Here is a 13,774-nt window from a genome sequence, read left to right as displayed (position 1 = left end):
GGCAATGCGGCCGGCAGTCGCTGTAAAACGGCCGGGCCTTTCGCGGCAATCACTAAGCAAATCAAGTACAAGGGGCCAGCCAGGAGCTGCGCTCCATCGGGGGAATGATGGATTTTTGGAGTGCCTTGCAGGCAATCATCTTAGGCGTGGTCGAGGGTTTGACAGAATTCCTGCCGATCTCCAGCACGGGGCACCAGATTATCGTCGCCGATCTGATCGACTTCGGCGGCGAGCGCGCCATGGCGTTCAACATCATCATCCAGCTTGGCGCGATCCTGGCCGTGGTCTGGGAGTTTCGGCGCAAGATCTTCGATGTGGTCCTCGGCTTGCAGAGCCAACCCCAGGCGCGTCGTTTCACTGCCAATCTGCTGATCGCCTTCTTCCCGGCGGTGGTGCTGGGCGTGCTGTTCGCCGATCTGATCCATGAATACCTGTTCAACCCGGTCACCGTGGCTGCAGCCCTGGTGGTTGGCGGGGTGATCATGCTCTGGGCGGAGCGACGCGACCACCGCATCGAGGTCGACCATGTCGATGACATGCGCTGGAGTCACGCGTTGAAGATCGGCCTTGTCCAGTGCCTGGCGATGATTCCGGGGACGTCGCGCTCAGGCTCGACCATCATCGGCGGCCTGCTGTTCGGCCTGTCGCGCAAAGCCGCGACCGAGTTCTCGTTTTTCCTGGCCATGCCGACCATGGTCGGCGCCGCAGTCTATTCGGGCTACAAGTACCGTGACCTGTTCCAGCCTGGCGATCTGCCGGTGTTCGCCATCGGTTTCGTGGTCTCGTTCATCTTCGCCATGATCGCCGTAAGGGGTCTGCTGAAGTTCATCGCTAACCACAGCTATGCGGCATTTGCCTGGTATCGCATCGTTTTCGGCTTGCTGATCCTGGCGACCTGGCAATTTGGCTGGGTCAACTGGGCCACGGCGCACGGCTGAGATGGCCCGTTCGCACACTGTACCTCGGCGTGGCGGCAGCCGCGCCCAGGAGGGCGTACGCAACGTGCACCTGAAGTTGCTGGCCCTGGCCGGGCTGTGCCTGCTGCCGGCAGTGGGTGCCGCGCAAATGGCCTTCAGCGGTCAGTCCTGGGCGCCATTGGTGGTGTATCCGCTGGCGAGTCTGGTCAGCCTGTTGCTCTACTGGCAGGACAAACAGCGAGCCCGCACCCAGGCCTGGCGGACGCCCGAGAAGGTCCTGCACGCCAGCGAGCTGTGCGGTGGTTGGCCCGGCGCGCTGGTGGCGCAGCAGTTGTTTCGACACAAGACGCGCAAGGTGTCCTACCAGGCGACGTTCTGGGTCATCGTGATGTTGCACCAGGCGTTCTGGGCCGACCATTTGCTGCTGGGCGGCCGCTGGCTGGGTGGTGCGCTCGGCGTCCTGACCGGTCATTGATGTCGAGGCGGCAATGACTGCCCCGACGTGTCTTTTCATCCTTGCAACAGCCCAACCTGCAGCCGTTTGGGCAGCCGCTTCACTACCAACTGGTGTGAGCGTTGCAGCAGGTCGCACAATTCCTCGCGCCCCATGGGGTAGGGTGGGGCCATGCTGATCCAGCGCGCCCTTGCAAGATAAGGCGCCGGACGGATGCCGGGGCGGTCGCAATAGCCCAGGAACAGCTCATCGGCCACTTTGAAAGACAACCCCGCGCCCGCGAGGTCGAGTACCGCGAACATCTTGTTGCCCGCGACCGAAAACACCCGTACGCCGCCCCATTTATAGTCCTCCCGGGCACCGGGCAGGTTCAGGCAGAACGCTGCCACCTGTTCTGGCGTCATCCGCCGCTCAGACATACCGCTCTCCACAGGCTTCGAACGAAGCCGCCAGATGATCGATCCATACTCGCACCGCCGGGAGCAGGCCCCGGCGATGAGGGTAGACCGCCTGCAGCCAACCGCCAGGCAGCGACCAATCCGGCAACAGGCGTACCAGTTCGCCGCGTTCGAGTTCCTCTTCGCAGAACATGCTCGGCAGGGCGGTAAACCCCAGGCCTGCACGCACGGCCGCCTTGCGCACCAAGAAATCGTCCACCGCCAGGCGAGGTTCCAGGGCCAGCTCCTGTTGCTGTCCGCCAGGGCCGATCAGGCGCAGATGCACCAACCGATCTGCCTCCGCCGCACCAAGCACAGGCAAACCGGCCAGTTCCGACGGCTCGCGCAAGTGGTCGGCAAAGCCCGGCGCGGCCACCAGGTGAGTTTGCGCCGGGCGCAGGCGGCGAGTGACCAAGGCCGGGTCCTCATCACCTAGGTCACGCACGCGCAGGGCCACGTCGACCCCTTCGGAAATCAGATCGACCCGCCGATTGAGCAGGACCAAATCCAATTGCACCAACGGATACTGCTCAAGAAACCGGCTGACCACATCCGGCAGGAACGCATGGGCCAGCGCCACCGGGCACGACACCCGCAGACGCCCGCGCGGTTCGCTGCTCATGCTCGCCACCGCTTCGTCCGCGGCCTCGGCCTCCAGCAGCATGGCCTGGCAATGCTGCAGGTAGCGCTCGCCCACGGCGGTGAGCTTCAGTTGTCGGGTGGTGCGCTGCAGAAGGCGCGTGCCCAAGCGTTCTTCCAGCTCGGCGATGCGCCGCGACAGACGCGACTTGGGAATGCCCAACTGGCGGCCCGCCGCGGCGAAACCGCCTGCTTCGACCACGCGGGCGAAATAGAAGAGGTCATTGAGGTCTTGCATGGTTAACGTCTCATTGTTCCATCTGTAGGACAAACTAACGCATTTTTGCCCGCTTATCAGTCATTCGATGGTTCTATAGGATTCTCTCCATCGCGATCGCCCCTTGATGCGGTCTTCACTCACAGGAGAGTCCCATGAAACTGTTGCATATCGATTCGAGCATCCTGGGCGACAATTCCGCCTCCCGCCAACTGAGCCGTGAAGTCGTCCAAGCCTGGAAAGCTGCAGATCCGAGCATCGAGGTGGTGTACCGCGACCTGGCCGCCGATGCGATCAGCCACTTCTCCGCCGCGACCCTGGTTGCTGCCGGCACCCCGGATGAAATGCGCGACGCCGCTCAAGCCCACGAAGCCAAGCTCAGCGCCGAGACCCTGGAAGAGTTCCTGGCTGCCGATGCAGTGGTGATCGGCGCGCCGATGTACAACTTCTCCGTGCCGACTCAGCTCAAGGCCTGGATCGACCGCGTCGCCGTCGCCGGCAAGACTTTCCGCTACACCGAAGCCGGCCCTGAAGGTCTGTGCGGCGACAAGAAAGTGATTCTGGTGTCCACCGCCGGTGGTCTGCACCACGGCCAGCCGACTGGCGTCGGGCATGAGGACTTCCTCAAGGTGTTCCTTGGCTTCATCGGGATCACCGACCTCGAGATCGTCCGCGCCCACGGCCTGGCCTACGGCCCGGAACACCGCAGCAAGGCCATCGACGCCGCTCAGGCCCAGATCGCCAACGAGCTGTTCGCAGCTGCCTGATCGGTGCCTGAAAAAAACCGGCTGACGCCCTGGGCGCCAGCCGGTTTTTTTTCATTCAGGTTTCATCTGCCTGCCGTTTGGCTGGCTTTATGCTGGCGCTGTCCTTCGGCCTTGTGCGGAGCTCCCCGCCCATGAAGCGAACCTATGCCCTGTTGGCCTTGGTGTTGCTCGGCAGCTTGATGGCCCGCGCCGAGGCAGCATCTTGGGTCAGTGGCCTGCACCGGATGCAACTGGCCGATCCGCTGGATGCTCGACCCATGCAGGCGCTGGCGTTCTACCCGGCCAATGGCCCGACACGCGCCTTGCGCCTGGAAGGCTACCCACTGACCGTGGCAGAGGAGGCTCCAGTCGCCATGGGGCAGTTCCCTTTGCTGGTGTTGTCCCACGGCAATACCGGCAGCCCCCTGGCACTGCACGACCTGGCCACCGCCCTGGCGCGCCGGGGTTTTATCGTCGTGGCCGTGATCCATCCCGGCGACAACAACCGTGACCACAGCCGCCTGGGTACCCTGAGCAACCTCTACGGACGCCCCTTGCAACTGAGCGCGGCGATCAGCGCAGCCCGTGGCGACGCCCTGCTTGGCCCTTACCTGAACGAGGGCAAGGTTGGGGTGATCGGTTACTCGGCAGGAGGGGAAACCGCGTTGATCCTTTCTGGAGCACAACCGGACCTGGAGCGTCTGCACCGGTATTGCCTGGAGCGCCCCAGCGATGCCGATGCCTGCAAGACCCATGGGGTGCTGATCGCCGACCGCGCCGAGCTCACGCCACAGGCCGATGCCCGTGTGGGGGCCGTGATGTTGATGGCGCCCCTGAGCCTGATGTTCGGCCGTCATGCCTTGGCCGGAGTGAGGGTCCCCGCATTGATCTACAGCGGCGACCGCGACCAGTTGCTGGCCCTGGACCGCAACGCCGAAGCCTTGGCGCGCAAACTGCCGGTAACGCCTGACTATCGCCTGCTGGCCGGTGCCGGCCATTTCGTGTTCATGGCGCCCTGCGACGAGGAGCAACATGCCCGTATGCCTGCGCTGTGCAAGGACGCTGATGGTGTCGACCGTCGCCATATTCACCATTCGTTGCAGCGTGAGGCCGCGCTGTTTTTCAGCCAAGCCCTAGGGACGCCGCAGCCGGCCGAGCGCTCAGCCGCGATGGGCGCGGCGGGCGAGCAGTAGCACAAGACCCACCCCTGACAGTGCCAGCAAGGCGGCCACGCAGAAGATCGACGCATAGCCCTGGTGCGCAGCCACCGTACCCATCACTGGCCCAGCGATGGCCAAGGCCAAGTCGAAGAACACTGCATAGGCACCCAGGCCCGCGCCACGACTGCTGCTCGGTACCTGCTGGATCGCCTCAACCCCGAGCGCCGGGTACACCAGAGACAACCCGAACCCCGTCAGGCCCGCGCCGACCAGGGCCCAGGCAGGCGAGGGCGCCAGCCAAAGCAGGGTCAGCCCCAGCACTTCGGTGGCCATGCATGCGATCGCCACGTTGTAGCCGCCAAAGCGGTTGACCGCATTGACGAACAACAGCCGGGACACGATGAAGCACAGACCGAAGGCGCTCAGGCACCAGGCCGCGCCGATCCAGCCGCGCTCCAGGTAAAAGAGGGTGATGAAGGTGGTGAGGGTGCCGTAGCCGATCGAGGCCAGGGTCAGCCCCAGGCCAAAAGGCGCTACCCGCCCGAAGGCGGACCAGAACGGCAGACGTTCACCCCGCACCACCACGGCATCCGGGCGTGTGCGCAACGCCATTAGGGCAAGCAGTGCCAGCACCAGCAATGCAGGGCCTAGTACGCTGAAATCGATCCCGTCCACCAGCAGCACGCCGGCCGGCGCGCCAATGGCGATGGCGCCGTAGGAGGCGATGCCGTTCCAGGAAATCACCTTTGCGGTGTGCTCGCTACCGACTTGACCGATACCCCAGCTCAAGGTGGCGACCCCGATTAACCCTTGGGCGATGCCCAGCAGCACTCGGCCGGCGAGTAGCAGGAGCAGGCTCAGCCAAGGCAGGGCAAGGGTCCAGGCCGAAAACAAGGTCAGCACGCCGCAGCCGGCGATGCCGTAAAGCCCATAGCGAATCGCTCGCTTGCCACCCAGGCCATCGGCCACCCGTCCGGCGAATGGCCGACTCAGGAGCGTGGACAGGTACTGAAGACCAATGGTCAGGCCGGCGATCACTGCGCCAAAGCCTAACTGATCATGGACATAGCTGGGCAGCACCGCGATCGGCAGACCGATGCACAGAAAGGCGATGAAGGTATAGAAGACGATCGAGAGGATCTGCAGGGTGACGCTGGAGGCAGGTTGTTGCGCGGTCATGGGCACGTTCGCGGGCAGGCGGTGGGGCGTCGCCCATCATGGCGTCTGCGCGGGATAAAAGAAAGCAGGCTAACGAGTTGTTCGTTAGCCGCAGGTACCGTGCCGTCCTTTAGAACGGCGCGGTACCTGAAGGAGCTGCTTTAGCCGCGAATCGGATCAAGCGCTCAGGCCGAGGCTGTCAGACCACAACACCCTGGCTACGCAGGTAGTCGTCGTAAGTGCCGCTGAAGTCCACCACGCCATCCGGGGTCAGCTCGATGATGCGTGTGGCCAGCGACGACACGAACTCGCGGTCATGGCTGACGAACACCAGCGTTCCCGGGTAGTTCTCCAGCGCCAGGTTCAGCGCCTCGATCGACTCCATGTCCAAGTGGTTGGTCGGTTCGTCCATCACCAGCACGTTGGGCTTTTGCAGGATCAACTTGCCGAACAGCATGCGGCCTTGCTCACCACCGGAGATCACCTTCACCGACTTGAGGATCTCGTCGTTGGAGAACAGCATGCGGCCCAGGGTACCGCGGATCAGCTGCTCGCCTTGAGTCCACTGGCCCATCCAGTCGAACAGGCTCAGGTCGTCCTCGAAGTCGTGGGCGTGGTCCTGGGCGTAATAGCCCACCTCGGCGCTGTCGGTCCATTTCACGGAGCCGGTATCCGGTGCCATCTCGCCGACCAAGGTACGCAGCAGGGTGGTCTTGCCGATACCGTTGGGGCCGATGATCGCTACGCGCTCGCCAGCCTCGACCACGAAACTGAAGTCCTTGAACAGGGTCTTGCCCTCGAAGCCCTTGGATACCTTCTCCACGGTCACCGCCTGGCGATGCAGCTTCTTGGTCTGTTCGAAGCGGATGAACGGGCTGACCCGGCTCGACGGCTTGACCTCGGCCAGCTGGATCTTGTCGATCTGCTTGGCACGGGAGGTCGCTTGCTTGGCCTTGGAGGCGTTGGCCGAGAAGCGGCTGACGAAGGTCTGCAGTTCGGCGATCTGCGCTTTCTTCTTGGCGTTGTCGGCCAGCAACTGCTCGCGCGCCTGGGTGGCGGCGGTCATGTACTCGTCGTAGTTGCCTGGGAACAGGCGCAGCTCACCGTAGTCCAGGTCAGCCATGTGGGTGCAGACGCTGTTGAGGAAGTGGCGGTCGTGGGAAATGATGACCATGGTGCTGTTACGCGCGGTCAGAATGTTTTCCAGCCAGCGGATGGTGTTGATGTCCAGGTGGTTGGTCGGTTCGTCCAGCAACAGCACGTCCGGATCCGAGAACAGCGCCTGGGCCAACAGCACGCGCAGCTTCCAGCCGGGTGCCACTTCACTCATCGGCCCGAAGTGCTGCTCCAACGGAATGCCCAGGCCCAGCAGCAGTTCGCCGGCGCGCGACTCGGCGGTGTAGCCGTCCATCTCGGCGAATTCGGTTTCCAGTTCAGCGACGGCCATGCCGTCTTCTTCGGTCATTTCTGGCAGGGAATAGATGCGGTCACGCTCGGCCTTGACCTTCCAGAGCTGCTCGTGGCCCATGATCACGGTGTCGATCACGCTGAAGGCCTCGTAGGCGAACTGGTCCTGGCGCAGTTTACCCAGGCGGGTGTTCTGCTCGAGCATCACCTGGCCAGCGGACGGCTCCAGGTCACCGCCAAGGATCTTCATGAAGGTCGATTTGCCGCAGCCGTTGGCGCCGATCAGGCCGTAGCGGTTGCCGTTGTTGAATTTGACCGAGACGTTTTCGAAGAGCGGCTTGGCGCCGAATTGCATGGTGATATTAGCGGTGGAGATCAAGGAGCTTACCTATCAATAACTTACGTGGCTTCTTCGCAGCTGCGGACGCGTTTCGGACCAATCGAGAGCTTTTCGAGCTCCTGCCAGGCGTTGGCCGAATTAATCCAGCGTGCATGTCGATGAGCGCATCTGCACGCTTTGCCCGAGCTGTGGGGCGATGAATGTGGGGTTCAGACCAGACATTGCGCCTATTGTCGCATAGGTGTGACGGCAGTTATACGGGGCCGTCCCCTTTACTGCGTCTGAACGACAGCCTGTCTACCAAACATCCGCCTCCACGCGGTCCTCGCCGCCGCTGCTCTCCCCGTGATCGCGCGATGTGACCAAGCCGCGGATGAACAGCCCATGAATCCACGCCAGTCAGGCGCACATACTCCGCTCAGCAAGCACTTCATGACACGCTTGGCGGGCGGGTGAGTGACGATCATTGGCAATTGCTTTAATTGATGCAGATATTAGACGCCGAGGTCCGCGCCATAGATCGCAATAAATTTTCAGGTTTTATTCATGGTTTCGCTAAACTGCTTAACTGTTTCCACGACTTGACGTGCACCGCTTTGGATTCTCTCAATTATTTCTCCCGCTTCACCGACCAAACCTACGCCGACATCAACCTTGTGCTGACTGGTTTGCATACCTTTCACGGCTTCTTGCGATAACTCATGATTGCGCTTTACTACGTCCCTGATTTCTACGGTGGCCTGGGCGGTGCGCACTGCTAGATGACGAACCTCGTCCGCTACGACAGCAAACCCTCTACCTTGCTCTCCGGCTCTCGCTGCTTCGATGGCTGCATTTAATGCCAGAAGATTTGTTTGATCAGCGATTTCACGTATGGTCTGGATAATGCCAGTAATCATGTCGGACTGCTTGCTCACCGCCGCTATATTGTCTGCTGCCTTCGTGATTTCATCAGCGATACCGCGTACCACGGCAACGGTTTCATTGATGACCAATGCACCATGCTGCGCACTGTGGTCGGTTTTTAAAGATATTTCGTAGGCAAGTTTGGCTGCGTCGGATTCGATGGTTTGTTGTTCAACCTGTGCGGTAATGTCGCGAGCAAATTTCACGATCTTGTAAAGTTTGTTGCTGGCATCAAATACAGGGTTGTAAGTGGCGCTCAGCCATACCGTATTGCCGGATCGGTTGACGCGTTGGAAGCGACCCGAGAAAAACTCGCCTTTGTTCAGGTTTCTCCAGAATTCTTTGTACTCGGGCGACGCGACCTCTTGCTGAGGGCAAAACAGTCGATGATGCTGGCCTAGAACCTCATGCAGGCTATAGCCTAGTGTGCGTAGAAAGTTCTCATTGGCGTCCAATACATACCCTTCCGGGGTGAACGAAACCATTGCCATCGATCGGCTTATGGCTTCGATTGTGCTTCGCTGTTCCTGTTCGTTTTTCACTTGATCTGTGACGAGGGTGGCACATTTTAAAATGCTTATAATGCGTCCGTTGCTGTCTCTGATTGGGTTGTAGCTTGCCTCCAGCCATACCGCTTCCCCCAGCTTGTTTTTTCTGACGACGCGGTCGCGGAACGACGCTCCTTCGGCAAGCCTTCTCCAGAAGTCTCTGTATTCAGAGCTTGTGGTGTGACGTTCTAGACAGAATATACTGTGGTGTTTTCCGATGACCTCTTCGAGGTGATAGCCCAGCGCGTCTAAAAAATTTCGATTGGCGGTGGTTACGAGTCCCGCTGGCGTAAATTCAATGATTGCAGTGGATCGGTTCACTGCTGACATTCTCGCGTCTTGTGCGTAGAGCGTTGACAAGGCTTCTTCGAGTTCGCGTTTTAAACGTTTGTTGAACATGGCGCACCGTTATGTGGATGGCTAAATCAGGCCGTTGGGTGGTCGAACGTAAAGCGGTGTTCTCAAATGCGCTCAATCGTAGAGTTGCGCTTATGGCGTTTCTTTACATTACGAATAAGGAGTGGCAGTTCAATTAGCCTGATGTCAGTTCGAGTGCTGCATTGAAGCCTATAGTGCCGTCCATATTCGACCTAAGGCCATGCTATCGGAGGGAGCGTTTCGAGCTCCGGCTTCGCAAACAGGTAGCCTTGAAATAGGTGTATTCCGGCTTCCTGTAGAGTTTGCAGTTCTTCAATGTGCTCGATCCCTTCGGCTATCACCTGTATGTTTAGGTCCTTGCACAGCGTTACTATGCTCCTGGTTATCGCTTGCTTGGCTCGGCTTCTGTGAATGTTTCTAATCAATTCCATGTCGATTTTGATGATGTCTGGTTGGAAGTCGGCGAGTAGGTTCAAGCCTGAATATCCAGCACCGAAATCATCAATTGCAGTTTTGAAGCCTTGTTTTTTGTAAGATTCCATGATTTTTTTAATGTGGGCTTTATCGGTTATGTTTTCGTTCTCTGTGACTTCAAATATTATTTTTTCGATGGGAAAGTTGTACTTTTCCGCGGCTATCAGTGTTGTGCGTATGCAGGCCTCTGCCTGATAAACTGCATTGGGCAGAAAATTTATGCTCAAGTGTTCGGATATGCGTGTTTTGGCCGCGAGCTCGACAGCTTTAACCCGACACGCCTGATCAAATTTGTATCTGTTTGAGTCATTTATCTGCTGCATGACGGCGTTTGCACCCGCCCCATTCTCGCCCCGCACCAATGATTCATAAGCAAAAACGCTGTTGGTACTCGTATCGACAATGGGTTGGAACGCCATCGTGAAGTCGAAACCGATGGGTGATTTATCCCGGCAGCTGCGGCAACCATGGGGCCTTTGAGGTTCGATAGATATGAGTTGTATAGACATCTTTGGAGCCTCACAGGTAGGGGAACGGGGTGGTAGGGCTCCATGCCGGCATCTTGGAGAGCTCAAAAGCGCTTCTCAGTGTCGGCAGTATTGCGCCAATACCTATACAAAAGGAAGTCAAGTGTATAGATATTTTCACATTTTATGGGGGTGAATGTGACAAATCAGGCAGTGAAAACGCCGGTCATGGCTTTTTTTGTTGTACTTAAGTCAGTTATTGTACAAATCGGCTCGACTGATGCCTGGTGACCTAAGGCGCTTCGCATAACCGCTGGCGAGTTCGCAGCAAAGCGCCGTCGTTCATCAGACAAGGCGATTCTTCTCTCAAGCATCACTGCCTTGGTCTTGCCAGCCACGTGGGTTTTCTTCCACCAGCTTGGTCGAGTTCTCGCGTTATGGGCGGTAATGGGGCGTCCGATCCATTGCCATGAGCATCCTCCTTCAATCCACTGGGCGGCATGTGGACATGCAGTTGGTGGCGCCGCTGCTGCGCCAGTTTGTTCAGAGGTCTCATGATGGGCCTCCCTCTATAGGCGTTTTATTGGTGAGCCAGAGGGCTTGATCACCAGTAAACGCCTAATTGCATGACGTTTGCCCCGAGGCTGACCAGTGGACGTGGCCCTGATGGGCGGAGCCGGTCACGCCGTCGACCGTTGCGCTTTCCTGGCGATCTCTGATTTCGAAACCGTGCTGCTTGGCAACAGCATTCTTCAATCACCTCAGCGCGACCATGCACCGCTTTTGCTGAGCTCATGCGGCAGGGCGCTCTGACAACCTTCCCGCCCATCCAGCATGGATGGAAAGCCAGTAGCGACCTCCGCCGGGCCGTAGTACGGTCCGCCTTCAACAAACCACCCGGTTCGTTGCGTTCACGCCCATGGACCGGGGCGCTCATGACCTGGAGGGTCGAATGGAAGTCGCTCGAAAGATCAATCAAACAGAATTGGATGCTGCCCTGGTAGCGTTTGCCCGATACAAGATTGGAGAAATAAAGATCTTCGATCTAGAGCAGGCGATGAGCTTCGAAGCGGGGCAAGCGCTTTCCAAGAGCGGGCTGGTCCGGTTCTCCATTACCAAGATGGTGTCCGGTCGTTATCGCATCAGCGATGAAGGGGAGCATGCGATTACAGAGGCTGGCCGGGAGCGGCTGCAGGCGATCCGAGGGTAACGCGGTCGTCGGGCGGTCGCCGGGCAACCCAATACGGTGTACCGCCAGATGCGACACGTTGGCCCCGCGACAATATTAGGTGCCTACACAGTCATCCGTGAGACCGAACGTGGTTGAAGCCACTCGTCTAACGCGGGGCACTCTATGCGCACCGATCATTCTCAGTTTTAGGCACAGGCTTCCTGTGCCACCAACGGGAGAATGATCATGGCAATCGAAAGCAACGATCCAGACGTGACACGTCCACCTGTTCCCAACAGCGTTCCCGACTCGGGAGAAGGCCATGGATCGGGTTTGGAGAAGGCCAAATCTGAGCCCAAGCAAGGGGTGGGCGAAGCATGGTCGGATAACCGGCCTGAAGATTGGAATCCTCCCCCTGGCGACCCTGGGGCTGGCCAAGGTGTTGGGGCTTCGCAGGATGACGACACGGCGAAAGTCGACGAAAAGCAGGGCGGCCCCGCGCCGCGTAGCAGCGATTCAGTACCGCTGGCGGCGGATGACGATGCTCCGGTAGAGCAGGAGATGAAGGATGTGGACGCTAACAATGCGGTGTCCAGTGAGCATCCGAAGCCAGCCTAAGCGGTTCCTGATTTTTCGAGCGAGTGTCCGGCGGACCTGGAATGCGAATTGCTCCTTCTCGAACACATCTTGCCGTGGGGGCTGCGCGATGCTTCGGGAGGAGATCTATTTCACTGTCGTGGTGGTCTCGATCGTACTGGCCATCGACCTGATGGCTCTGTACGTCTATTTCAAGCGCAGACCGTAGGGGCTGTTCGTTCAATGAACCTGGGTATCCCATTACCCAGGTCCGGGGAAAGATCCAAACCATCGGCCGTCAAAAGGTGGAGCGGTCATCACACAGGCCTGGCAGCAACTTACCGCGTCACTCTACCTTTGGTGAAAATCGCCCGACGTTCGAGTCGATCAATCACCTGATGCTTGGCAACTTCATAGGTCTGGTCAAATGCCTTGCGGTCCACGTGTGGAAAGTACTTCGCAAGGCAGTGCGCTACGAGGTCGTCAAAAGCCGATTCTGTGATGTAGCGGTAGATATGGCGCAGATACAGGAAGCCAAACTGAAAGCCCAGGGTTTCACTGAAGTATGCAGTCGGTGTGAAGAAGCCGTATTCCAGATCGATCGCCTGGGCAGGTCCAGAGCCGTGCAAGGGCAGCATGACGTTAGCCGCCCATAGGTCCATGTGGGAGATGCCGTGGTTGTGTAGTTCATGCAACAGCTCGGCGGTGGCCTCGATGACGGTGCGAACGGCTTGTGGGTTGGCCCGGATGAGCGCCATGCCATCGATATGGTCGGCCAGGGATCGGCTGATGATGAAAAAGTCCTTCATCAGGCCGAGCTTGCAACGACTGTAGCCGTAGCCAACCAGAGGCGGAACCCGGGCGCCGCGACGGGTTGCCTCGCGGGTGTTGATCAGCTCTTCCATGGGCCAGTCGTACATGCCATTGCGCTTGGCCGTGAAACGTTGCATGCGCCACTTTTTCTTGAACGAATCAAGCGGCTCGCGCTTGAAGAACAACGCGCTATCGGTGCACTCGAGCGGGGCGCTCATCCGTTTGGCGCCAGAGGGTTGCTCAATCAGGCGTATCAGCGCTTGTCGAGTGGGTGACGGGACGGGTGAGCGAAAATACAGCGTCGTGCGCTGATGTTTCACGCTGTGGCAGAACTCGTTGAAACAAAACTGAGCATTGCGTAACACGCTTCTTCCTTGATGGTGTCAATAGGCTATCAATTTTCGATTTTCACATTTCTTTCACATTTTTCCTATCCCTGGAACACTTTGGTTTTACCTGTCTAGCCACAACCCAGCCAGGCCATGGATAATCCGGCCGTTCAACGACAAGGTGTTGTATCCGTGGAAACGAAAAGCTTGATGGCCGAAGTGTTCTTCAGCCTGCCCACGCATATCTGGGTTCTGCCAGTGGCGGCTGTTATCGCCTATTTCGGATTGAAAATGGCCGAGGCTTCCAGCAAGCGAACGAATGCGCTTCGGCTCGCCACCTATGCAGCCCTGGTGCTGCTGGCAGTGGTCCCCAACGGCATTCATGCCGTCGCTGCTCCTCCTTTGCAAACCACTGGCGGAGCATTGCTACCTAACTATGCAGGGCTGTTCTATCTCGATGCCTTTTTCGTGTTCGCCGGCTGGGCCATCAGTGGCGTGATTCGCACCCGGACGTGAGCCGTGACAAGTGCGATACTGGCTTTTTGACGGGAGGCTCACAACACGGCGCGAACCTTTTCGAGCCGTTGGAGGTCCAGACCCAGGAAGCCGTCAAATCCATTACATAAGGCTTCGTATT

The 13,774-nt window shown here is 58.9% G+C and carries 14 protein-coding genes and 1 pseudogene; 7 read left to right on the top strand and 8 right to left on the bottom strand.

Annotated features, from left to right (window positions below; all coding sequences use genetic code 11):
* Nucleotides 1–107: 107 nt before the first annotated feature.
* Together AB1N67_RS12525 and AB1N67_RS12520 are read left to right on the top strand one after the other, a co-directional pair.
* Complete coding sequence (locus AB1N67_RS12525) at nucleotides 108–938, top strand: undecaprenyl-diphosphate phosphatase (RefSeq protein ID WP_043211912.1); 831 nt, start codon at nucleotides 108–110, stop codon at nucleotides 936–938.
* Between the two features lies 1 nt (nucleotide 939).
* Nucleotides 940–1,392, top strand: coding sequence for a DUF1294 domain-containing protein (locus tag AB1N67_RS12520; protein WP_367863018.1), 453 nt, complete (start codon nucleotides 940–942; stop codon nucleotides 1,390–1,392).
* A 35-nt stretch (nucleotides 1,393–1,427) separates the two neighbouring features.
* Here the strand turns inward: AB1N67_RS12520 and AB1N67_RS12515 are convergent, their stop codons facing one another.
* Together AB1N67_RS12515 and AB1N67_RS12510 are read right to left on the bottom strand one after the other, a co-directional pair.
* Nucleotides 1,428–1,790 carry an MmcQ/YjbR family DNA-binding protein gene (locus tag AB1N67_RS12515; RefSeq protein WP_043211865.1) on the bottom strand — a complete coding sequence of 121 codons (363 nt, stop codon included), beginning with the start codon at nucleotides 1,788–1,790 and terminating at the stop codon, nucleotides 1,428–1,430.
* Nucleotides 1,783–2,685, bottom strand: a complete 903-nt coding sequence (locus AB1N67_RS12510; protein WP_043211867.1) for a LysR substrate-binding domain-containing protein — start codon at nucleotides 2,683–2,685, stop codon at nucleotides 1,783–1,785. The genes AB1N67_RS12515 and AB1N67_RS12510 overlap by 8 nt, the downstream gene beginning before the upstream one ends.
* 134 nt (nucleotides 2,686–2,819) lie before the next feature.
* Between AB1N67_RS12510 and AB1N67_RS12505 the strand changes: the two genes are divergently transcribed.
* On the top strand, nucleotides 2,820–3,431 hold the full coding sequence (locus AB1N67_RS12505) for an FMN-dependent NADH-azoreductase (protein ID WP_043211869.1): 612 nt from the start codon (nucleotides 2,820–2,822) through the stop codon (nucleotides 3,429–3,431).
* Nucleotides 3,432–3,562: 131 nt separating this feature from the next.
* The gene (locus tag AB1N67_RS12500; protein WP_367863017.1) at nucleotides 3,563–4,603 is read left to right on the top strand and encodes an alpha/beta hydrolase family protein; all 1,041 of its coding nucleotides are present in this window, start codon (nucleotides 3,563–3,565) and stop codon (nucleotides 4,601–4,603) included.
* On the opposite strand, the gene AB1N67_RS12495 is transcribed toward AB1N67_RS12500, so the two are convergent.
* From AB1N67_RS12495 to AB1N67_RS12475, 5 genes and pseudogenes are all read right to left on the bottom strand, one after another.
* Nucleotides 4,571–5,749 carry an MFS transporter gene (locus AB1N67_RS12495; RefSeq protein WP_043211872.1) on the bottom strand — a complete coding sequence of 393 codons (1,179 nt, stop codon included), beginning with the start codon at nucleotides 5,747–5,749 and terminating at the stop codon, nucleotides 4,571–4,573. The genes AB1N67_RS12500 and AB1N67_RS12495 overlap by 33 nt on opposite strands.
* Before the next feature lie 178 nt (nucleotides 5,750–5,927).
* A complete protein-coding gene (locus AB1N67_RS12490) occupies nucleotides 5,928–7,514 on the bottom strand; it encodes an ABC-F family ATPase (protein WP_043211874.1) in 1,587 nt (528 codons plus the stop codon).
* Between the two features lie 20 nt (nucleotides 7,515–7,534).
* Nucleotides 7,535–7,736, bottom strand: a pseudogene (locus AB1N67_RS12485) (site-specific integrase); the annotation flags it as partial.
* A 272-nt stretch (nucleotides 7,737–8,008) separates the two neighbouring features.
* Nucleotides 8,009–9,328: a PAS domain-containing methyl-accepting chemotaxis protein gene (locus tag AB1N67_RS12480; protein WP_332772087.1), complete on the bottom strand. Its 1,320-nt coding sequence runs from the start codon at nucleotides 9,326–9,328 to the stop codon at nucleotides 8,009–8,011.
* 191 nt (nucleotides 9,329–9,519) lie between these two features.
* Nucleotides 9,520–10,290 carry an EAL domain-containing protein gene (locus tag AB1N67_RS12475; RefSeq protein ID WP_332772086.1) on the bottom strand — a complete coding sequence of 257 codons (771 nt, stop codon included), beginning with the start codon at nucleotides 10,288–10,290 and terminating at the stop codon, nucleotides 9,520–9,522.
* 910 nt (nucleotides 10,291–11,200) lie between these two features.
* On the opposite strand from AB1N67_RS12475, the gene AB1N67_RS12470 reads away from it, so the two are divergent.
* On the top strand, nucleotides 11,201–11,458 hold the full coding sequence (locus tag AB1N67_RS12470; protein WP_043211878.1) for a hypothetical protein: 258 nt from the start codon (nucleotides 11,201–11,203) through the stop codon (nucleotides 11,456–11,458).
* Nucleotides 11,459–11,665: 207 nt separating this feature from the next.
* The gene (locus tag AB1N67_RS12465; protein ID WP_043211882.1) at nucleotides 11,666–12,037 is read left to right on the top strand and encodes a hypothetical protein; all 372 of its coding nucleotides are present in this window, start codon (nucleotides 11,666–11,668) and stop codon (nucleotides 12,035–12,037) included.
* Between the two features lie 296 nt (nucleotides 12,038–12,333).
* Here AB1N67_RS12465 and AB1N67_RS12460 read toward each other — a convergent pair whose 3' ends face one another.
* Nucleotides 12,334–13,173, bottom strand: coding sequence for a lipopolysaccharide kinase InaA family protein (locus AB1N67_RS12460; protein ID WP_367863016.1), 840 nt, complete (start codon nucleotides 13,171–13,173; stop codon nucleotides 12,334–12,336).
* 183 nt (nucleotides 13,174–13,356) lie between these two features.
* Between AB1N67_RS12460 and AB1N67_RS12455 the strand changes: the two genes are divergently transcribed.
* Nucleotides 13,357–13,653: a hypothetical protein gene (locus tag AB1N67_RS12455; protein ID WP_090343064.1), complete on the top strand. Its 297-nt coding sequence runs from the start codon at nucleotides 13,357–13,359 to the stop codon at nucleotides 13,651–13,653.
* Nucleotides 13,654–13,774: the final 121 nt, after the last annotated feature.

Source organism: Pseudomonas guariconensis, assembly GCF_040822035.1.
GTDB lineage: Bacteria > Pseudomonadota > Gammaproteobacteria > Pseudomonadales > Pseudomonadaceae > Aquipseudomonas > Aquipseudomonas guariconensis.
This window is presented reverse-complemented; position numbering and strand designations above follow the sequence as displayed.

Bases quoted from the DNA above. Each gene is read 5' to 3' on its own strand.
- AB1N67_RS12525 (WP_043211912.1), top strand. From the start codon at position 108: ATGGATTTTTGGAGTGCCTTGCAGGCAATCATCTTAGGCGTGGTCGAG.
- AB1N67_RS12520 (WP_367863018.1), top strand. From the start codon at position 940: ATGGCCCGTTCGCACACTGTACCTCGGCGTGGCGGCAGCCGCGCCCAG.
- AB1N67_RS12515 (WP_043211865.1), bottom strand. From the start codon at position 1,790: ATGTCTGAGCGGCGGATGACGCCAGAACAGGTGGCAGCGTTCTGCCTG.
- AB1N67_RS12510 (WP_043211867.1), bottom strand. From the start codon at position 2,685: ATGCAAGACCTCAATGACCTCTTCTATTTCGCCCGCGTGGTCGAAGCA.
- AB1N67_RS12505 (WP_043211869.1), top strand. From the start codon at position 2,820: ATGAAACTGTTGCATATCGATTCGAGCATCCTGGGCGACAATTCCGCC.
- AB1N67_RS12500 (WP_367863017.1), top strand. From the start codon at position 3,563: ATGAAGCGAACCTATGCCCTGTTGGCCTTGGTGTTGCTCGGCAGCTTG.
- AB1N67_RS12495 (WP_043211872.1), bottom strand. From the start codon at position 5,749: ATGACCGCGCAACAACCTGCCTCCAGCGTCACCCTGCAGATCCTCTCG.
- AB1N67_RS12480 (WP_332772087.1), bottom strand. From the start codon at position 9,328: ATGTTCAACAAACGTTTAAAACGCGAACTCGAAGAAGCCTTGTCAACG.
- AB1N67_RS12475 (WP_332772086.1), bottom strand. From the start codon at position 10,290: ATGTCTATACAACTCATATCTATCGAACCTCAAAGGCCCCATGGTTGC.
- AB1N67_RS12470 (WP_043211878.1), top strand. From the start codon at position 11,201: ATGGAAGTCGCTCGAAAGATCAATCAAACAGAATTGGATGCTGCCCTG.
- AB1N67_RS12465 (WP_043211882.1), top strand. From the start codon at position 11,666: ATGGCAATCGAAAGCAACGATCCAGACGTGACACGTCCACCTGTTCCC.